The sequence below is a fragment of the Simiduia sp. 21SJ11W-1 genome (genome assembly GCF_024138675.1).
Taxonomy (GTDB): Bacteria; Pseudomonadota; Gammaproteobacteria; order Pseudomonadales; family Cellvibrionaceae; genus Simiduia.
Genome location: NZ_CP090959.1, coordinates 1958271 through 1978314, shown reverse-complemented (window position 1 = coordinate 1978314; position 20044 = coordinate 1958271). Strand labels below are relative to the sequence as shown.

The window sequence follows — 20044 nt, the reverse complement described above, 5'->3', positions numbered from 1 at the left end:
ACCACCTTGACTAGCCGTACGGATAAGCGCACCAACTCTGTAGTTCCCAGACGTCAGCCCGTACAGGAGCGCGCAAAAGTCCGTACCCGCCAAATACTCGATGTGACGGCGCGGCTGCTAGGTGAAGTCGGCTTTGATGAGTTAACCACTATTCTCATTGCCAAAGAGCTCTCCATTTCGGTGGGCTCGCTCTACCACTATTTCCCCAATAAACAGGCCATTCTCTACGCGCTGGGCGATCGCTGGCTTGAAACCATGTCTCAGGCGCTTACCAGCATTGAGCAAATGCCCATTGAATCCTTGTCTTTGGAAGACGTGGTCGATAAAGCCGTAGACCGCATGCTAGAAGTGTACCGCGATGAACGGGCAATTTTACCACTGGCACAGGCCATGTGGGCGGTGCCAGAGTTGCGTGATCTTGATGAGCGCCACGATTGCATGATCATCGAGCGCATGATGATGATTTTTAAGCGTATGGGTTTTGTATCCAGTGATAACGAGCTCAACCGGCTGGGGCGCGCTTACCTGGAAATGACTCACGCGTTATCTTTGGTGGTGGTAAACCAGGTGGGGCGCCGTTCCGATAGAACCTTGGCGGATTTAAAGCGCCTGGTGTTCACGCTGCTCGAGCCGCACCGCGAGGCAGACGTAATTATGGCGGGCGATCAGGATATCGAGGGGCCCTAGTCGCGATGGCGCCGTCTGTCTGCCTGATGTTTTTGCTCTGCATACAGAGTCATCAACAGGCGCTGGTCTTTAATCGCCAAGGCTGCCGTCAGGCGGATTGCTGTTAGCAGTGTAAGCAACAGCAAAGGGGGCAGGTACCAAACGCTTGCTGGTGCAATGCTCACAACTTTGTATATCAGCAGCGCAATTAGGGGCAGGGCGACCCAGCGTTGCCCGAACAGGGTGGCGAGGTCATTAAGCCCATCCCGCCAGCAATAATTTTGTGATGACATATCACCCTCCAAACAAAAAGCCGAACCAACAGCCTAGCCAAACTCGCGAGTAATGGATGCAAAACCGTCGAATTCAGTTTGAAAAAAACGGCAGCCACGAAGTATTACAACTTGTGAGCTCGCCGCTACCAACGCCCACGCGCGGACAGGTGCGGGTAAGGCACCACGCCATTGGGGTTAATTTTATCGATACCTACCACCGCAGCGGGCTGTACCCGGTTCCCCTGCCATCCGGTTTAGGCCTTGAAGCGGCCGGTGTGGTAGATGCCGTAGGCGAGGGCGCAGGCGCTTGGCAAGTTGGCGACAGAGTGTGTTATTGCAGTGGCCCACTTGGCGCCTATAGCGATTATCACTGTGTTGATGCCGAGCGCCTTTTGTCGCTACCTGACCACATCTCCTACGACACAGCCGCTGCAAGCCTGCTAAAAGGCCTCACTGCCGCGTATTTGCTTTACGAGACTGCACAACTAAAGCCCGGGGATTGGGTGTTGGTACACGCGGCCGCCGGCGGCGTTGGCCAACTGCTATGTTGCTGGGCAAAAGCGCTGGGTTTGCAGGTTATTGGCACTATCGGCCGCGAAGAAAAGCGCACAGCTGCGCAGGCGCTGGGGTGTGATGCGGTGCTGTGCTACCGCGATGAGGGCTTTGTGGAAGCCGCGCAGGCCATCAGCGGCGGGGTGCACACTGTATTTGATGGCGTCGGCAAAGATACTTTTCACCATTCCTTGAAGTTGTTAAGGCGGCGCGGGCTGATGGTGAGCTTCGGAAATGCCTCCGGGCCCGCCCCGGCCTTTAGTCCACTTGAGCTTGCCGCACACGGCTCTTTGTTTATCACCCGGCCGACACTTGCCGACTACACCCAAACCAAACAAGCGCTGCAAGGGCTTTGGGAAAAGCTCACTCATGCACTTTCCCAGGGCTGGATCTCAGTCAATATTCATGAGCGCTACCCGCTAAATGATGCGTCTAAAGCCCACTCTGCACTAGCAGCGGGCACTACCCAAGGGGCATTGTTATTAATGCCAGCCCATCGCGAGGAGAGCCTGTGACCGTGAAAGACACTAAGTCTACGTTGGCGCCCAACCAGGTATTTATTCCAGATCAAAAAAAACTGGTAATTGCCATATCAAGCCGGGCCCTGTTTAACCTCAACGACAGCCATCAGGTGTTTATGGAGCAGGGGCTCGACGCCTATGCCCAATACCAAATTGAACACGAAGAGGAAATTTTGCCAAAAGGGGAGGCCTTCCCCCTGGTTGAAAAGCTACTGCGCTTAAACGACAGCCTGAAAGATCACGCAGTAGAGGTGATTTTACTGAGCCGCAACAGCGCCGATACGGGCCTGCGGGTGTTTAATTCCATTCAGCACTACAACCTGCCCATTATCCGCGCGGCGTTTTGCGGTGGTGAAGACCCATACCGCTATGTAACGGCCTTTGGATGTCACCTATTTCTTTCAACCGATCCACAGGATGTGCGTTCGGCCCTTAATGAAGGTGTGGCTGCCGCCACCTTGCTGCCAGCCAAGCAGCCCCGAGAGGCCACCAATCAGCTGCGCTTTGCCTTTGATGGCGATGCTGTGCTGTTCTCGGATGAATCAGAAAGAATATATAAAACCAAAGGCTTAGAAGCCTTCGCCCAGAATGAACGGGCAGCGGCGAAGCTGCCCTTGAGCGGCGGCCCCTTCAAGGCCTTTTTGGCCGCGTTGCACTCTATCCAGTCTGAATTCAGCCTGGAGAATTCACCCATACGCACGGCACTGGTGACGGCGCGCTCTGCGCCCTCGCACGAACGCGTGATTCGCACACTGCGCGCCTGGAATATTCGCATCGATGAATCCCTGTTTTTAGGGGGTATGTCCAAGGCGAGCTTCCTCAAGGCCTATGGCGCTGATGTGTTCTTCGATGACCAAACCATCCACTGCGACGCTGCCAGCGAGCATGTGGCCACCGGCCACGTGCCCCACGGTGTGGCAAACGAGTAGCGCGCTGGTTAACCACTGCTATGCTAAAGGCAGGTCAATCACCAGTGGTACGGTGGCGTTATGATAGAGCGGATCGTGTGCGGAACGGACCTCGGCCCGCACGCATCTTATTTGATTTACCACGCAGTCTATTTGGCACGAAAGTGCGGCGCCAAAGTTGAGGTGGTACACGCTGTGGAGCCCTTGGGCAGTTTCGCCAAGGCCGTTTTCAGTGTTTATTCTGGCCCCGATGAACAGGGAGCTTTCCTCGCCATTGATAAAATTCTGGCCACCATCAAGGCCCAAGTGGTTGATAGTCTGGCAGACGACTATATGTCGGGCCTGGAGGATTTGGGCACCATTTGCGATGTGGTGGTCGACCAGGGGCCGGCGGCAGAGGTGGTGCTTAACCACGCCAAGGTGGCAAACGCCGATTTGATTGTGATTGGCGGCCAAAGCGGGCGAGAAGACGGCATTACCCTATTGGGCTCTGTGGCCAGTAAAATTCTTCAGCGCGCGCCTGTACCCGTGTTAACCATACCCTTGGCACAACAGGTGCAACCAGGTGATCACCCGCAAAGCGAGCAACTCGGGCTTTGGTGACTATACTGGCTTGGTCTTAGTACAAAAAAACACCAAAGACTGGCAAAGCCAAAAAAACCTATCTATTCTCCATTAGAATACTTCTGCTGATTCTTATAACAGCAAAAACGTTTCAGCGGCCATTTGGAGGGCTAGTATGAAATTGCAGCAACTGCGCTATATCTGGGAAGTAGCACACCACGACCTAAACGTGTCGGCTACCGCGCAGAGTCTTTACACCTCACAGCCGGGTATCAGTAAACAAATCCGATTACTCGAAGACGAATTGGGCGTAGAGGTATTTTCACGCAGCGGCAAACACTTAACACGCATTACGCCGGCGGGCGAGGCCATCCTCAAAACTGCCGGTGAAATCTTGCGTAAAGTTGAGAGTATCAAGCAGGTTGCCCAGGAATTCAGTAACGAGAAAAAGGGCAGCCTATCGCTCGCCACTACCCATACCCAGGCCCGCTATGCGCTCCCTAAGGTGATTGAATCCTTTATCAAGGCCTATCCGGAAGTGTCGCTGCATATGCACCAGGGTACGCCCATGCAAATTTCAGAAATGGCCGCAGACGGTACCGTTGACTTCGCCATTGCCACCGAAGCCCTGGAATTGTTTTCAGACTTGGTAATGATGCCCTGTTACCGGTGGAACCGATGCGTTGTGGTGCCACGCAATCATCCTCTTTGCCAGGTGTCTAACCTTACCCTTGAAGCGGTAGCCAAGCACCCACTGGTTACCTACGTCTTTGGCTTTACTGGCCGCTCCAAGCTTGATGAGGCCTTTATTGAAAAGGGCCTTGCCCCCAAGGTGGTGTTTACCGCGGCCGATGCCGACGTAATCAAAACCTACGTGCGGCTTGGCTTGGGGATCGGCATAATTGCCAAAATGGCCTACAACGAAGAAGTAGACAAAGACCTGGTGGCGCTTGATGCAAGCCACCTGTTTGCCGCAAGCACAACAAAAATCGGCTTCAGGCGCGGCACCTTCCTGCGTGGCTTTATGTACGACTTTATTGAACAGTTTGCGCCGCACTTAACCCGTGAGGTAATAGACCAAGCCTACCAAAAGCATTCAAAGGCCGAGCTTGACGATTTGTTCGACGGCATGGAGTTGCCCACTTATTAAGGGCGTTTACCCTATCACTTGAGCGCAATAAAAAACGGGGCGAAAGCCCCGTTTTTATTGCACGATTTCGCCTACAGGAAGTCCAGATCAGGGTTGTTGCTTAATATTTCTGTGGCTTCTTCTGCGGCTTCTGTTTTCTGCTCCAGAATGTCGCGCACAAATTTCAGGTATACCGTGTAGACCAGGGGTTCCTCATCGGGCTTTTCAACCACAAAAAAAGGCGCACGATTTACTTCCAGCTTGTCGGCCAGAAGCATGCCGGGTGAATTCGGGTCGCGTTCGTCGGCCACCAAAACGTCATCAATACGCGCCATATGGCCGCCAGACTCCAGCTTTTCCAGCACATCTGCACATTTTTTACAGGGGCTGCCGTCGGCCAAAATCTTTTTTACGAGGGTAATTTTCACAAGTCTGCTTCCTGATTAAGAGCCATTAGCTTTTCACATTTCCCGCATGCAGGCCACATTCTTTCTTGGTGGCTTCTTCCCACCACCAGCGGCCTTCGCGCTCGTGCTGGTTTGGGCCTACCGGGCGCGTACAGGGCTCGCAGCCTATGGAGATGAAACCCTGATCATGCAACGCGTTGTAGGGCACATTGTGCGCGCGAATGTAATCCCACACAGCGCGTGAACTCCAGTTGGCCAAAGGATTGTATTTGGTCAGTGAGCCTCCCTTGCGAGCGAACACTTTGTCATCCTGAATGACAGGTATATTGGCGCGGGTACCCGGGCTTTGGTCTTTCCGTTGGCCGGTAACCCAGGCGTCCAGGGTTTGCAGCTTGCGCTGTAGCGGCATGATTTTTCGGATGCCACAGCATTCCTGGTGGTTATCTTCATAGAAGCTGAACAGGCCTTTTTCAGCCACCAGTTTTTGCACCGCGGCACTTTCCGGGAATAGCACTTCCAGATTGAGTTTGTAGTGCTTGCGAACGGTTTCAATATAGCGATAGGTCTCTGCATGCAACCTGCCCGTATCCAGGCAAAAAACCTGAATTTGTGGATCAATCTGTTTGGCCATGTCGATTAACACAACATCTTCAGCGCCGCTGAAAGACAAAGCCAGATCTGCGTGGTTATCAATGGCGTGCTCCAGAATCTCCATGGGGGAGGCCTTCTCAAGCGTGGTGTTGAGGTCAACGATAGAAATTGTGTCGGTCATGAATCGCCTATACAGAGTTGGGCGCGACAGAGGTGTGCGCGCCAGCGGCACTAAAAGTTGCCGAATTTTAGCAAAGGCCGTTATAAGTTATAAGCAATGTTTGATTATACGTTTATAGCGGCAGGTTATTGCGCGCACGCCGTGGAACATTGGCTGAAATTCACCCTAAAACCACCACATCTAGTGGGTGGCCTTAATAGTATACGCATATCTGGCCTTTTCCGCGGCGAAACCTTAACCATAGGGGCGGCAATTAGTACTATATGTTGAAAAAATAGTCAGCAAAGCGGTTATATAAAAACCCCTTAACTGGCAAAATCTTACTATGTTCCACGGGGAACATGCCGTGAAATCCGCCATTTATGGCGCTAAGGGGAAGGGTATATGCTGCTATTTACTCAGCCTCTGAATCAACCGGCTCACTTTGGTGATGGATTCCTGATACTCAGCGTGAGCCTCAGAGCCCACGGTAATACCTCCGCCCCCCCAGCAAGCCAGGCCTTCGGAACTTTGCAATACGCTTCTGATGGTGATGTTTGCATCCAGCTTGTTATTTGCGCTCCAGTAAAACAGGCTACCGCAATAGGCTTCCCGGCTGTGGGCCTCTAGCTCATCGATAATTTCCATAGCCCGCTTTTTGGGCGCACCCGTGATAGACCCTCCAGGAAAAACTGCCCTTAATGCTGCAAGGGGCGAGCTGTGTTCGCTTAGTTCTCCGGTGATACTGGAAACCAGATGATGCACATTCTCAAAGCTTTGCAATTCAAACAGGGCAGGCACCTTCACGCTACCCGCCTTACAAACCTTGCTCATGTCATTGCGTAGCAGATCAACAATCATGAGGTTTTCGGCCTGATCTTTCTGGCTGGCTATAAGTTGCCTGGCGAGCATAGCGTCTTCTTCGGCGTTCTGGCTTCGGGCAATGGTGCCCTTGATTGGCTGGGCAAGAACCACACCCTTGTCGCAACTCACCAGCCGCTCAGGCGAAAGGCAGTGCAGGTTGCTTGCTTCATCAAGTGCCAGGTAACCCGCCATGGGCCCGGGCAGTGAGGCACGTAGCTTACGGTAAAGGGCGATAGGGTGAAGGTGGCGGCTAGTGTTACTGAATCGCTGGGTGAAATTGATCTGGTAGCAATCGCCGGCATGCAGGTACTGCTGGATATCGCAGAAGGCCTTATGGTAAGAATCTTCACTAACATCAGCGCGCAAGCTATTGTTTTCTCGAATAATAAATTGCTCAATTGGCTGGCCGCCCGAGTCAGATAGCACGGCCTTTACCACCTGTTTGCGCAATGCAGCCGGGCAGTCTGGCTGGAAGCAAAGGGTGGCTTTTTTAGCGGCGATATCCTGCACCAGCGCCCAGCTGTAGCGCCCAACTACCAGGTCGGGTGTGGGTAATTCAGATCGGCTTGGGGCGTTTAGCTCGCACAGCCTCCCGAATTCATAGCCCAACAGGCCCACCAGGCCACCGCAAAATGGCAGGTCAGACTCGGTCACAGGCGCCTGCATGCGCTCTATGAATTGCCAAACCACCTCAGCTGCGGGGTTTACTATTTCTGTAGCAGGGCCTGCGCCCTCTGAGGTGACGTGGGTTAATCGATTTTCTTGTAACCTGAGCCACTGTTGTGGTGCACCTGTAATGATATGATAGCGCGCCTCATCGCCACCAAAATGGCAGCTGTCAAATAGCGCCAGGTGGGGCATTGCCTCAAGCCGCAATAGCCAGTCGCTGGCATCCGCCAGAAAGGGCGCATCCATGAGTTCAAGGGTTGTGGGCATAAACAAAGGTCAGGCGATGAGCGGGCGGCAATTGTAAGTGTTTGTGCTTCGCAAGCCAATTTTAAGCCAATTTGAAAGACAAGGGGGCGCTCCATGAGCGCGCGGTTAGGCGTAAAGAGTAGTAGCGGGCTGTTTCCGGCGTTGCTGAAAGAGGCAGAGCTCAAGGGCGACTATATAGAAGACGTCTACCTGCTTAAGCCAGGCAACAGCATGGATAGAACGGTGGAGTTTGCCGTTACCCATCTGAGCATCCCTGAGAAATTAAATCCTGCACTACCGCCTTTGGTGCTGGTGCATGGCCTGTATAGAAACCGCCAGCAGTGGATAGCCGGCGGTGAGGGCTTGGCTTTGGCACTGATTAATGAAGGTTACGATGTATGGTTGCCTGAATTGCGAGAGCATGGCAGCTCGCCGCTACGCGGGCGCTCGGCCGCCGAAAGTCCGCTTGAAATCGCCGAGTGCGATATCCCGGCTGCGGCCATGTTTGTGCGTGAACAAACCGGCCAGCCTGCAATTTTCCTGGGTGTAGACGTAGGCAGCCTTTCGTTGCTGTATGCCTATCAGGCAGGGCTACTATCGCCAAACTTGATCTCGGGCATGGTATCTATTGGTGGCCCTTGCGACAAAGATGCCATGACTCTGGGGCAGCGCATCGCCGATGCGGGCCTGCGAAAACAACTGGTGCAAGAGGAGGGGGGCGACGAGCCTGAGCGCAGGGCCTGGCTAAAAGTCTGGCGGAAACGTTTTGGGTTGCTTACCCGCTGGCGTGCAAAGCCCTGTGAATCATTAACCTTGTTTTTAAGTCAGCCACGCAAAGCGCTGGTAATTTTTGCCCCCGAGCAATTCTCAGCCAGGCTCGCACGCTGGCGCAATTTACCCGCCGTTGACATCCATCTACTGGCTGATAATCACGCAGGTTATAAATCCGCAAGACAATGGCTACAACAACCCAAGACCCTGCACCAGGTGTTACCGGGATTACTGCAGGTGTTAAAACAAATGGCGGGGGGCGCCTGATAAATGGCTTATCATCCGCTAGAGCAATTAATTAACTTGCACGACGGTTACTGCAGGCCTTTTCAGGTAGCAGGGCATGCGCTGTTATTAGTACAAGATGAAGGGCGCCCCTATGTGCTGGTTAACCGTTGCCCCCACATGGATGCACGCATGGATCGCGCCCAGGTAATGGATAATCACATCCGCTGCCCGGTGCACGGCATTGCTTTTAACCTGGTTACCGGTGTTGCACAGGGGCCACTTGCCCACTGTTTAAAACAGCTTGAAAAGCTGCCTCATGCGTTTGAGGGCACCACCATCGGGGTAGACCTCTAGGTTCAATGCACCACCTTCTTGGCCATACATGTGATAGTGGATTAGGCAGCAGGCCACATTCTCCCGAGTACAATTCATTTCTGCACGAGAGCCAGCGCAACTGTTTAACGAATTAGTTAGCCTATAGGCAAAAAAATCCAGGCTTCGTGCGCTGAATATGCTTCTCAAATAACGACTATTGGTGAAGTTAATGGCCTCAACCCTTGGCGAGCTGTATCACAGTGGCATACTGGCTTATTAACCGAATTCCCGCAGGCAGGAGTGAATATGATTGAGGCAGGGGCAAACAAATCAGCGGGTACTGCACATTTCAGCACGCCGGATTTATGCGACGAACATCCAGATCACGTTCAGGTGCTGGAGCTAAACCTTCAGGATTTTGGTGGCAGTCGCATCTTCTCTGGCTCCATAGTTACAGTGCAATGTTTCGAAGATAATTCCAAAGTAAAAGCGCTGGCCGCAACGCCAGGGCACGGCAAGGTTATGGTGGTAGATGGTGGCGGTTCGCTCAGGCGTGCGCTACTGGGCGACATGATTGCCGAACAAGCAGTCAACAACGGTTGGGCCGGCTTGGTAATTAACGGCTGCGTAAGAGATGTGGAAATACTCGCAACACTTTATTTAGGCGTGAAAGCGATTCAGGCCTGCCCCATGAAAACCCATAAGCGTGACCTGGGCGATGTGGATGTGGAAGTTCGATTCGGCGGCATTACTATTTTTCCAGGGCAATACCTTTTTGCAGACGCCAATGGTGTTTTAGTCGCAAAGAAAAATCTTTTAGCCTGAGGTTTGCCGAAATTTGTAGGTGTTTGTTCGGCGGGTATAAAAAAAGGGTTGCAGCTGCAACCCTTTTTTATATCACCAGAACTTAGAACTGGTTCATGGTGTTGTCTTTACCTGAGGCCTTCAGTGCGGCATCACCAGAGAAGTACTCTTTGTGATCGTCGCCCATGTCGGAACCGGCCATGTTTTGGTGCTTAACGCAGGCAATACCCTGGCGGATTTCCTGACGCTGAACGCCCTGAACGTAAGCCAGCATTCCCTCTTCACCAAAGTAGCCTTTCGCCAGGTTGTCGGTAGACAGGGCAGCCGTGTGGTAAGTAGGCAGCGTGATCAGGTGGTGGAAGATGCCCGCTTCACGTGCGCCGTCTTTCTGGAACGCCTGAATGCGCTTGTCTGCTTCCTGAGCCAGTTCGCTGCTGTCGTAATCAACGCTCATCAGCTTGTTGCGATCGTACTGGGATACATCTTTGCCTTCTTCCGTCCAGGCATCGAACACCTGCTGGCGGAAGTTCAAGGTCCAGTTGAATGATGGCGAGTTGTTGTACACAAGCTTGGCATCTGGCACTTCTTTACGGATGCGATTAACCATCGCAGCAATCTGACCTACGTGTGGTTTTTCAGTTTCGATCCACAAGAGGTCTGCACCGTTTTGCAGTGAGGTAATGCAGTCGAGTACTACGCGATCTTCACCTGTGCCTTTACGGAATTGGAACAGGCCGCTCGCCAAACGCTTCGGGCGCAATAACTTGCCGTTGCGGTTAATCACAACATCGCCGTTTTTCATGTCCGCCGGTGCAACCTCTTCGGCATCCAGGAAGCTGTTGTACAGATCGCCCAGATCACCTGGTGCTTCTGTTACGGCGATTTGTTTGGTGAGGCCGGCGCCCAGGGAGTCGGTGCGGGCAACAATAACGCCGTCTTCTACACCCAGTTCAAGGAAGGCGTAACGCACAGCGCGGATTTTCGCTAAAAAGTCAGCGTGCGGAACGGTGACCTTGCCATCCTGGTGACCACATTGCTTCTCGTCAGACACCTGGTTTTCAATCTGAATGCAGCAAGCACCGGCTTCAATCATTTTCTTGGCTAGCAGGTAGGTGGCTTCTTCGTTACCGAAACCTGCATCGATGTCTGCAATGATGGGCACTACGTGTGTTTCGTAGTTGTCAATTTTGTTTTGAATGTCGGCGGCCAGTTTCTGGTCATCTTTGGCGCGGGCATCATCCAGCTGGCGGAACAGGCCGCCCAGCTCACGGGCATCAGCCTGGCGCAAGAAGGTGTACAGCTCTTCAATCAAAGCTGCGACAGAAGTTTTTTCGTGCATTGATTGATCGGGCAGCGGGCCAAATTCGCTGCGCAGTGCGGCAACCATCCAGCCGGACAGGTAGAGGTAGCGACGCTTGGTGTTACCCAGATGCTTTTTGATGGCAATCAGCTTTTGCTGGCCAATGAAACCGTGCCAGCAGCCCAGAGACTGGGTGTACTGCGAGGAGTCTGCATCGTAGTTGGCCATGTCTTCACGCATGATTTTGGCGGTGTAACGTGCAATGTCCAAACCGGTTTTAAAGCGGTTCTGGGCGCGCATGCGAGCGGCGTATTCAGGGTTGATGGCTTCCCACTTGGCGCCCTGTGCTTCGCGCAAGGCTGCAACTGCGGCGATGTCATTGTTGTATTGAGACATGGTGTAATCCTTCCCGTGCTTGGGTTAATGATCGCGGCGCGCTACGTCTTTGCAGCAACCCGCCGGTAAGCATCTATCGCTTGAGATCAAGTCTAGGATTTATACCAAGATTTGCCTAATTTATAGTTATTATTGCGGTTATCACCATTATGAATTAAGGTGCAGTCTTTTAGAGCGTGGGATTTAGCGCGCAACGGCCTTATAGGCGGCCATAAGCAGGGGAAAGAGCGTGAATATTAACCGAATTGATCTCAATTTACTGGTTTATTTGGATGTATTGCTGCGCGAGCGCAATGTCACCAAGGCTGCCAATCAGCTGGGGTTGAGCCAGCCCGCCATGAGTAACGGTTTGCGACGCCTGCGCGACCTGTTTGAAGATCCGCTGTTGGTGCGCACCAGTGAAGGCATGACCCCAACAGAGCGCGCACTCAGCCTGCAGCCGGTGATTCGCGATGTATTGGCCAATGTGGAAAAAGCCGTGCAGCCGCAAAGCGATTTCGACCCTTCAGCCTCTGACCGTGTGTATCGAATAATGGCCAGCGATTACGCAGAGGCTGTGCTATTTCCTCGCGTGCTTACCCGGCTGCGCCAAGAGGCGCCCGGCGTTACCCTGGATATCATGACGCCGTCAGACGTAAGCTTTCTCGATGTAGAGCAGGGCAAGGTGGATATGGTGATCAACCGCTTTGACAGCATGCCCCAATCCTTCCACCAGACAACCCTATGGAAAGACAGCTTCTCTTGCATGTTTAGCGCAGAAAACCCCATAAAAGACAGATTTTCTCTTGAGGCCTACCTGCAGGCCCAGCACGTATGGGTGAGCAAAACCGGAATGGGCGTGGGCGTTGGGGTTAACCCCCGCGACGTGCAGCGCCTGGGTTGGGTGGATGAAGCGCTGGCCAAGCAGGGCAAGAAGCGCCGTATCAGTGTATTTACCCGGCACTACCAGGCTGCCATGTTATTGGCAGAGCAAAAAGACCTTATCGTGACGATTCCGTCGAAAGCCGCCCGACTGCATGAGCACAATCCGCAAGTGGTAGTGGCAGATCCACCCTTTGAGGTGCCCCAGTTCGAGCTCAAGATGGCCTGGAGCCCGCTCTTGCAAAACAATGCCGCACATCAGTGGATGCGCCGCCTGATTGTGGACGTGGCGCACAGCACCCAGTAGCATTTTCAGCATGAATGATCGGTATAGATTCTATCTGTTAGATAAATTTCGAAGCCCTCTTTAGAATCTGCGCTAGGATTCATGTCGCTTATGGCCATTAAGATCTACATAGCCATGCTACATGCCAGTAATTTTAGATAGGGGAAGGTAATAATGACTAAGCGAACAGAAGAGAGTGGCTTACAAGTAGCCGAGTGCCTGCACCAGCTGGTGGCCAATAAAATAGCACCTGGCACAGGCGTTGAACCCAAGCACTTTTGGCAGTCGCTCGCTGAAATCCTGAAAGACTTCGCCCCACGCAATCGCAGCTTGCTTGCCAAGCGCGACGAGTTACAAGCCAAGATTGACCAGTGGCACACCCAAAACCCTGGCCCCATACAAGATATGGGCGCCTATAAAGCCTTTTTACAAGAGATCGGCTACCTGCAGCCAGAACCTGCAGATTTCGCCATTAGCACCACCAATGTAGATGAAGAAATAGCCACGCAAGCCGGCCCGCAGCTGGTTGTGCCGGTGAAAAACGCGCGCTTTGCCTTGAATGCTGCAAATGCCCGCTGGGGCAGTATGTACGACGCACTTTACGGCACAGACGCCATTTCAGAAGAAGATGGCGCTGAAAAGGGCAAGGGTTACAACCCGGTTCGCGGCCAAAAAGTGATTGATTTTGCCCGTGATCATTTAGACCAGGCAGCCCCCCTAGCTGTTGGCAGTCACCGCGATGTGGTGCAGTACAAGGTGAGCTTTGGTGAGTTGCGTGCAGTGCTGCAAAATGGTACAGAGGCGGGCCTTGCGCAGGCAGAAAAGTTTGTGGGCTACCGCGGTACTGAATCAGACCCCACCGCTGTACTGCTAAAAAACAACGGCTTACACATTGAAATCCAGATTGATCGCACAGCCCCCATTGGCAAAACAGACCCAGCTGGCGTGAAAGATTTGCTGGTAGAGGCTGCCATTACCACCATTATGGATTGTGAAGATTCCGTAGCCGCCGTTGATGCAGAAGATAAAACTGAAGTTTACGAAAACTGGCTCGGCTTGATGAAGGGCGATCTGGAAGAAGCCTTTGAGAAGGGCGGCCAGCGCGTGGTGCGAAAGCTTGCAGAAGATCGCGTTTACACCTCAGCCAATGGCGGCGAGTTAGTGTTGCACGGCCGCAGCTTGTTGTTTGTCCGTAATGTGGGCCACCTGATGACCACCGATGCGGTATTGGATACAGAGGGCAACGAAATACCTGAAGGTATTTTGGATGGCATGGTGACCGTACTGGCAGCCAAGCACGATCTGCTTAACAACGGTGCAATTAACAACTCACGCACAGGCAGCGTATATATTGTGAAGCCCAAGATGCACGGGCCAGAAGAAGTTGCCTTCACCTGTGATTTGTTTGCCTGCATTGAGCGTGCGCTAGGGCTGCCAGAGTTCACGCTGAAAGTTGGCATTATGGATGAAGAGCGCCGCACCACGGTAAACCTCAAGGCGTGTATTCACGTGGCCAAAGAACGTGTGGTTTTTATCAATACAGGTTTCCTGGATCGCACCGGCGACGAAATTCACACCAGCATGTTGGCTGGCCCCTTTGTACCCAAAGGGCAAATGAAGCAACAAGCCTGGATTCAGGCGTATGAAAACGCCAACGTCGATGTAGGGCTCGCGTGTGGCTTGGCGGGCAAAGCGCAAATAGGCAAGGGCATGTGGGCCATGCCTGATGAAATGGCTGCCATGCTTGAGCAAAAAATTGGCCACCCGGAATCTGGCGCCAACACAGCCTGGGTACCGTCACCCAACGGGGCAACCTTGCACTCGGTACATTACCACCGCGTAAATGTAGCAGCACGCCAAGAAGAGATTTTAACGCGCGCGCAGGCGTCATTGGATGACATTCTTACAGTGCCCGTAATGGCAAAGCCCGAGAGCCTGACCAGTGCAGAAATCCAGAAAGAGCTGGACAACAACGCGCAAGGTATTTTGGGTTACGTGGTGCGTTGGATTGACCAAGGTATAGGTTGCTCAAAAGTACCAGACATCAATAATGTGGGCTTGATGGAAGACCGTGCGACACTGCGTATCTCCAGCCAGCACATGACTAACTGGCTGCATCACGGTGTTTGCAGTGAAGCACAGGTTAAAGAAACCTTTGCACGCATGGCTAAAGTTGTTGATGAGCAAAACGCCAACGATGCCGCCTACACGCCGATGGCAAGTAACCTGGATACAAGTATTGCCTATCAGGCTGCGCTAGATTTGGTGTTCAAAGGCAAAGAGCAGCCAAACGGCTACACTGAACCTTTGTTGCACAACTACCGTAGAAAACTCAAGCAAGCTTAAATTAAAACGCCCTCACAAGAGGGCGTATTTTTACGTTAAATTTAGCGCTATTGCTTCAGTAGCGATCAATCTTAACGTAAATATTACTGTCGTTTTGCCCCTGTGTTGAGCGGTAGCGGGTAAGCTCCCGTTCCCGTGAGCCATTGAGCGATTGCGTGCCACCCAGTGAAATCCATTCACCAAGACGGCCGCTCACTTGCGTTCTGAGCGACTGGGTTTCAATGCGATTACCTTCAACAGGTGTTTGTTGCTGCTGGGTAATATCAAGAATCACACCATCACCGGCAAGCCTGGCCACAAAACTGATGCCACTGTTTACCGCGTGATACTCAGTGGTGCTGCCACCCACAATGCCGTAACGGGTTTGGATGGGTATTTGCTGCCCCGTTTGAATAAATACAGGCTCGCCTTCTTGTGCGCGCAACTGGTAACTGCTGGTTTTGTTACCCCACCCGCTATTGCGGGTTACTGTCACATGAGTCTTGCGGTCATATTGCTCTTGCGGCTGCTTTTGTTGAGCGGGCTCACCATTTAGTAAAATGGTCCCACGCTTAATACCACCTGTCACGCCAACACCTGCTTGCTGGCTGTTATTAACTCCCTCTTGGCGCACGCTCACCAAAAGCTGTGCCGTGGGTGTATCAAGCTCATCAATGAGCAAGTTAAGCTCTTGAAAATTTTGTGACGTGGTTTTGATAATAAGCTTGTTGCCGGAGCTTGAGAGGCTGCCACCTGGGGCGAGCATGGGCTCAATGGCCGCCACAATAGATTCAGGCGTGCGGTGCTTAACGGGCAGTGTGTAAATAATCATGCGGGAATCGGCTTCGGCCACCGCGGGGGCAAGCCCAGACGCTAACAGCAAAGATGCCAGAATCAGAAACAGTCTCATGTTATATCCCTAGTCGCTGCAGTGGGCCAATGGCTTCACCATGGCCCCAAAGGTAGTCGAACTTCTTCTGGAAATCACGGTTATTGGGCCTGTCATCAAAGTTTACAAAGCCATCGAGTTGCGCGCTATCGTGCTGCAGTAATATTTTATCGTCGTCGCCTAGCAGGTATTCACGCTCAAGCTTATGAATGTTTTCCGGGTCGAAATCTCTGGGGAGCGCGCGCAGTTTAATTTTATCTGAAAGCCGTTGCTGCAGACGAACCAGCGGGTGGGGCTGTTCAATAAGCGCCTGCGGCAGGCTTACCAATATTTCAATTTTTGCCCTTGGGTTGTTTCGTGCACAGGCTGAGCAGGCAGATACAAAAGCCTCTTCGGCAAAAATGAGAGGGTTGAGCTGCTGGCTATATATACGCAGCTGCTTGCGCGATTGTGAAGCAAGCTCGGTGGCAAAGGCCCGAAAGCCTTCAAGTTCAGAGAGAATAATAAGCGAAGGGGTGGTGTCTGCAGCGCTCGCCCCTTGTATGTCGAACTCACCGAGTTCGGAGGGCTTTAGGTCTTGGCTCATAGCTGCTCCCATTGGGCTGAAAGTTAGCAGGGCGTGAGTAACCGGCGTTTGGTGCAAAGTGCAATCGCAGCCTCGGTACAATTCTTACCATACCATAGAAGATCAGCGCCTTTGTAGAAGCCAGGAAGGGTGTAACGGTAAGAAGCTTACACGTAAAAGCCAAACCGCTGCGCGCTGTGAGCCATTGGGGTTTGCAGCCACTGGCCCCTTATAGCCAGTAGCCAGTAGCCAGTAGCCAGTAGCCAGTAGCCAGTAGCCAAGCGTGCTACGGCGCCACCCTTAACAGTTGCCGCTTGTGGCCGGATTTTAAGGCGCGAACCTGGGCAAAACTGTAAATTAGAGGCTGAACTACCGAGAGGCAGGCTGCACATCCCCCCGCGCGACACGCGCACTGCGGGGGGATGGCTGGGCGAAAGCCGAAAAGGGTTAGCCCCTTATTCGTCTTCACCTTCAGGGGCAGTTGGATCTTCAAACCACAGCAGGTCTCGGGCAACCAGTTGGCTTAGCAAGGCGGCAACACCCGGCTGTGTTACCTGAGCTTGCCAGCCAGAAATGCATCGGGTATTGGCGAGCAGGGCGGCAGTTTCAGCATCGCACTCATAGCGTTCGCCATTGGCAAACAGCTGGCTTTCAAAATAGGCAAATCGCGCATCTGGCGCCTGAAACAGCGGGCCATCGTGCTCTTGCAGTTCGGCCGCGGCCTGGCTAAGTGCCTCTTGATCCGGTGCCGTTTCCGTACCTTGATCGGGCAGGTACTTGGGTTCGGTCATGTACTTGCCAAACCATTGCGCCAGCTGTTGTGGCTGATTAATCTGCTCGGTCAAAAGAGCTTGTAAGGCACTCAGGGCATCGTTACCCAGCAGGCCGGGAGTTTGGGTGGGCGCAGTCGCCGGGTCTTGATAACGCAGATGCTCGGGCAAACGGCTGCAAAGCTCGGCTACATAGTCATCCAGAATTTCCGCGTGCGAGGGTGCCCGAAAACCCACGGAATAGGTCATGCAATCGCCTTGTGCAACGCCCCAGTGCGCAAACTGCGGTGGCACATAGAGTACATCGCCTGGCTCCAGAATATATTCCGCATCGGCTTTGAAATCTGCCAGTATGTTTAACGGCGTATCTTTCACACGGGCGCTTTGGGCATTGCACTTTGGCCCAAGCTGCCAATGCCTTTTACCCAGCCCTTGAACCAGAAATACGTCGTAGAAATCAAAGTGTGGCCCAACAGATGCACCGTCTGGGGCGTAACTTACCATCAGGTCGTCCAGTCGCCAGTTGGGAATAAACCGGAATTGATCTAGCAGCGCCGTAGCCTCTGGTACCCAATGATCTACCGCCTGCACAAGCAGGCTCCAGCCGTTTTCAGGTAGCTGGTCAAAATCTTCATCAGAAAATGGGCCGGCTTTCAGCTGCCAGGGTTTGCCTTGATCCCGCTCAAGCACCAAACGCGACTCTACCTCTTCTTCCATGGCAAGGCCCGCCAATTCATCGGGCGTTAATGGGCATTGCCAATCGGGAAATACCCCGCGCAGCACCACGGGTTTTTTTTGCCAGTAATCAGATAGAAATGTATCCAGCGATAGCTCGCCGAGGCTTGGCAGGGTAGGCATAGTATTCTCGTTTAAAAAGTAAAACGGCAGCCTAAGCTGCCGTATTTTTAGAGGTCTTTGGCTTGTTCTGTTGCGTTGCCAATGTAGTTGTGTGGTGTCAGTGCGCGAATGGTTTCTTTGGCAGACTCCGGTATTTCAAGGGTTTCTACGAAGTCCATCAGCACTTTCTGATTGATGGTTTGGCCACGCGTGAGCGCCTTGAGTTTTTCATAGGGCTCTGGCACATCGTAGCGACGCATAATGGTTTGAATGGGTTCTGCCAATACTTCCCAGGCGTTATCCAAATCTTCCTGCAGGCGTGCGCGATTAATCTCAAGCTTGCTAATGCCCTTAAGTGACGAAGCAAAGGCAATGGCGCAGTAACCAAATCCGACACCCATGTTGCGCAGTACCGTTGAATCCGTTAAATCACGCTGCCAGCGTGAAATGGGGAGCTTGGCAGACAAGTGATTAAATACCGCGTTGGCAATGCCCAAGTTACCTTCTGAGTTTTCAAAATCAATTGGGTTTACTTTGTGCGGCATGGTGGATGAGCCCACTTCACCGGCAACGGTTTTTTGTTTGAAGTAGCCAAGTGAAATATAGCCCCAAACATCGCGATCGAAATCGATAACAATGGTGTTAAAGCGCGCAATGGCATCGAACAGTTCGGCAATGTAATCGTGCGGCTCAATTTGTGTGGTGTAAGGGTTGAAGGTGAGCCCCAGGCTTTCAACAAAGGTTTTCGCGTTGGCGGCCCAATCAATGTCCGGGTAGGCAGAAAGGTGCGCATTGTAGTTCCCCACAGCGCCGTTGATCTTGCCAAGCATTTCAACGCGCTCAATGCTGTTTAACTGGCGGCGCAGGCGCGCAACCACGTTTGCCATTTCTTTGCCCACGGTAGTGGGAGATGCAGTTTGCCCGTGCGTGCGGGAGAGCATTGGGTCGGCGGCGAACTCGTGGGCAAGCTTTGCAATAGCATCGATTAGCTGCTGCATTTGGGCACTCAAAATGCTGCGCCCGCGATTTAGCATCAAGCCGTGAGACAGGTTGTTGATGTCTTCCGAAGTGCACGCAAAATGCACAAACTCTTTAACCTTTGCCAGTTCTTCGTTGTCGCCAAAGCGCTCTTTAATAAAGTATTCAACGGCTTTTACGTCGTGATTGGTTGTAGCTTCAATGGCTTTTACGCGCTCGGCATCGGCCACTGAAAAATCGGCCACAATGGCGTCGAGCAGGGCGTTGGTCTCGGCGGAGAAGGCGGGCACTTCCGGGATATCTGCGTGGCGCGCCAACTGTTGCAGCCAGCGTATTTCCACCTCTACACGGCATTTAATGAGGCCGAATTCACTAAAAATTGCACGGTAATCAGTAGTTTTGCTTCCGTAGCGGCCATCAATGGGCGATACAGCCGTCAGGGCAGACAATTCCATGGGGGAGCTCCCGATAATCAAGGTCAAATTCAGGGGCGGCATCTTACCCGAATTGGCCGTTAAAGGCAGCTTGTTCAGGGCTTAATGTGTCGATTTTTTGCGCAGCTCATACAGCTGGCGCTCTGCAGACTCAAGTAATCTGCGGCGCTGTAGCACAAGTTGCCAACGTGAACCGCCCATTTGGCGCCAGAGGGTCGCGCTGCGAATGCCCGCCAGCAGCAGGCAGCGTATTTGATCGGCAATGCGCGATTGTTGCAGGTAGGTCATTTCACCCATCACCTGAATGCGAAACCGGAAGGTACTGAGTGTCTCTGTGTAAATAGAGGCCAGGTTGGCCACCAGGTTCTCGTGATCTGCACCAAAATGCTCGAGCTGATGCCGGGCCTGGCCAATTCGGGTGCCAATGGTCTCAAGCATGGCGGGGTGCTTGGTGAGCTTTTTTTGTAAATAGAGCAGCCCGTGAACGTAGCGGTCTACAAAACTGCCTTTCTGCTTACCTTTTTGAAGAAACTGGATTAACGCTTCCAGGCCGGATTCCAGTGGTGCCTGATACACATCTTCCGGTTGCTGCGGCGTTTGTACAAAAAGGCTGTTAATCAGGTTTTGAAAGCTGTCTTTATTTTTCATGCCACTGGTAGCCAGGCGCTCTACTTGGGTTGTGGCTTCAAAAATGCCCGCCAGTGCGAGCGCTTGTACATCGGTTTTGTTCATC

The 20044-nt window shown here is 52.8% G+C and carries 20 protein-coding genes; 10 read left to right on the top strand and 10 right to left on the bottom strand.

What is annotated here, in order from left to right; all coding sequences use genetic code 11:
* The first annotated feature begins 6 nt into the window (after window positions 1-6).
* Window positions 7-687 (top strand): TetR/AcrR family transcriptional regulator, encoded by a 681-nt coding sequence (locus tag L1F30_RS08750; RefSeq protein ID WP_253361708.1) that lies wholly within the window; start codon window positions 7-9, stop codon window positions 685-687.
* Here the strand turns inward: L1F30_RS08750 and L1F30_RS08745 are convergent.
* The gene (locus tag L1F30_RS08745; protein WP_253361706.1) at window positions 684-959 is read right to left on the bottom strand and encodes a hypothetical protein; all 276 of its coding nucleotides are present in this window, start codon (window positions 957-959) and stop codon (window positions 684-686) included. The two genes, L1F30_RS08750 and L1F30_RS08745, sit on opposite strands and share 4 nt — an antisense overlap.
* Window positions 960-1015: 56 nt before the next feature.
* Between L1F30_RS08745 and L1F30_RS08740 the strand changes: the two genes are divergently transcribed.
* The 4 genes from L1F30_RS08740 (at window position 1016) to cysB (ending at window position 4636) form a co-directional block, all read left to right on the top strand.
* Window positions 1016-2008, top strand: coding sequence for a quinone oxidoreductase (locus tag L1F30_RS08740; protein WP_253361704.1), 993 nt, complete (start codon window positions 1016-1018; stop codon window positions 2006-2008).
* A gap of 2 nt (window positions 2009-2010) precedes the next feature.
* Window positions 2011-2943 (top strand): 5'-nucleotidase, encoded by a 933-nt coding sequence (locus L1F30_RS08735; protein ID WP_253361781.1) that lies wholly within the window; start codon window positions 2011-2013, stop codon window positions 2941-2943.
* A gap of 60 nt (window positions 2944-3003) precedes the next feature.
* Window positions 3004-3525, top strand: a complete 522-nt coding sequence (locus L1F30_RS08730; protein ID WP_253361702.1) for a universal stress protein — start codon at window positions 3004-3006, stop codon at window positions 3523-3525.
* A gap of 136 nt (window positions 3526-3661) precedes the next feature.
* Window positions 3662-4636, top strand: coding sequence for an HTH-type transcriptional regulator CysB (cysB, locus tag L1F30_RS08725; protein WP_253361700.1), 975 nt, complete (start codon window positions 3662-3664; stop codon window positions 4634-4636).
* A 71-nt stretch (window positions 4637-4707) separates the two neighbouring features.
* Here the strand turns inward: cysB and L1F30_RS08720 are convergent, their stop codons facing one another.
* The 3 genes from L1F30_RS08720 to L1F30_RS08710 all read right to left on the bottom strand — a co-directional run bounded on the left by L1F30_RS08720 (window position 4708) and on the right by L1F30_RS08710 (window position 7573).
* Window positions 4708-5043 (bottom strand): hypothetical protein, encoded by a 336-nt coding sequence (locus L1F30_RS08720; RefSeq protein WP_253361698.1) that lies wholly within the window; start codon window positions 5041-5043, stop codon window positions 4708-4710.
* Between the two features lie 25 nt (window positions 5044-5068).
* Complete coding sequence (locus L1F30_RS08715) at window positions 5069-5794, bottom strand: phosphoadenylyl-sulfate reductase (protein WP_253361696.1); 726 nt, start codon at window positions 5792-5794, stop codon at window positions 5069-5071.
* Window positions 5795-6184: 390 nt separating this feature from the next.
* Window positions 6185-7573, bottom strand: coding sequence for an anthranilate synthase component I family protein (locus L1F30_RS08710; RefSeq protein WP_253361694.1), 1389 nt, complete (start codon window positions 7571-7573; stop codon window positions 6185-6187).
* Between the two features lie 93 nt (window positions 7574-7666).
* Here L1F30_RS08710 and L1F30_RS08705 point away from each other — a divergent pair, with 93 nt between their 5' ends.
* The 3 genes from L1F30_RS08705 to L1F30_RS08695 all read left to right on the top strand — a co-directional run bounded on the left by L1F30_RS08705 (window position 7667) and on the right by L1F30_RS08695 (window position 9691).
* Window positions 7667-8590 carry an alpha/beta fold hydrolase gene (locus tag L1F30_RS08705; RefSeq protein WP_253361692.1) on the top strand — a complete coding sequence of 308 codons (924 nt, stop codon included), beginning with the start codon at window positions 7667-7669 and terminating at the stop codon, window positions 8588-8590.
* A 3-nt stretch (window positions 8591-8593) separates the two neighbouring features.
* The gene (locus tag L1F30_RS08700) at window positions 8594-8905 is read left to right on the top strand and encodes a Rieske (2Fe-2S) protein (protein ID WP_253361690.1); all 312 of its coding nucleotides are present in this window, start codon (window positions 8594-8596) and stop codon (window positions 8903-8905) included.
* A 267-nt stretch (window positions 8906-9172) separates the two neighbouring features.
* Window positions 9173-9691, top strand: coding sequence for a putative 4-hydroxy-4-methyl-2-oxoglutarate aldolase (locus L1F30_RS08695; protein WP_253361688.1), 519 nt, complete (start codon window positions 9173-9175; stop codon window positions 9689-9691).
* Between the two features lie 82 nt (window positions 9692-9773).
* Here L1F30_RS08695 and L1F30_RS08690 read toward each other — a convergent pair whose 3' ends face one another.
* Window positions 9774-11366, bottom strand: a complete 1593-nt coding sequence (locus L1F30_RS08690; protein ID WP_253361686.1) for an isocitrate lyase — start codon at window positions 11364-11366, stop codon at window positions 9774-9776.
* A gap of 229 nt (window positions 11367-11595) precedes the next feature.
* Here L1F30_RS08690 and L1F30_RS08685 point away from each other — a divergent pair, with 229 nt between their 5' ends.
* Complete coding sequence (locus tag L1F30_RS08685; protein ID WP_253361684.1) at window positions 11596-12534, top strand: LysR family transcriptional regulator; 939 nt, start codon at window positions 11596-11598, stop codon at window positions 12532-12534.
* A gap of 153 nt (window positions 12535-12687) precedes the next feature.
* On the top strand, window positions 12688-14859 hold the full coding sequence (locus L1F30_RS08680; protein ID WP_253361682.1) for a malate synthase G: 2172 nt from the start codon (window positions 12688-12690) through the stop codon (window positions 14857-14859).
* Window positions 14860-14914: 55 nt separating this feature from the next.
* On the opposite strand, the gene L1F30_RS08675 is transcribed toward L1F30_RS08680, so the two are convergent.
* The 5 genes from L1F30_RS08675 to hflD all read right to left on the bottom strand — a co-directional run bounded on the left by L1F30_RS08675 (window position 14915) and on the right by hflD (window position 20043).
* Window positions 14915-15748 carry a hypothetical protein gene (locus L1F30_RS08675; RefSeq protein ID WP_253361680.1) on the bottom strand — a complete coding sequence of 278 codons (834 nt, stop codon included), beginning with the start codon at window positions 15746-15748 and terminating at the stop codon, window positions 14915-14917.
* Window position 15749: 1 nt separating this feature from the next.
* Window positions 15750-16313 (bottom strand): hypothetical protein, encoded by a 564-nt coding sequence (locus L1F30_RS08670; RefSeq protein WP_253361679.1) that lies wholly within the window; start codon window positions 16311-16313, stop codon window positions 15750-15752.
* Between the two features lie 434 nt (window positions 16314-16747).
* Window positions 16748-17920, bottom strand: coding sequence for a cupin domain-containing protein (locus tag L1F30_RS08665; RefSeq protein ID WP_253361677.1), 1173 nt, complete (start codon window positions 17918-17920; stop codon window positions 16748-16750).
* 47 nt (window positions 17921-17967) lie between these two features.
* Complete coding sequence (gene purB, locus L1F30_RS08660) at window positions 17968-19332, bottom strand: adenylosuccinate lyase (RefSeq protein WP_253361675.1); 1365 nt, start codon at window positions 19330-19332, stop codon at window positions 17968-17970.
* Between the two features lie 81 nt (window positions 19333-19413).
* Window positions 19414-20043, bottom strand: a complete 630-nt coding sequence (gene hflD / locus L1F30_RS08655) for a high frequency lysogenization protein HflD (protein WP_253361673.1) — start codon at window positions 20041-20043, stop codon at window positions 19414-19416.
* Between the last annotated feature and the right edge of the window lies 1 nt (window position 20044).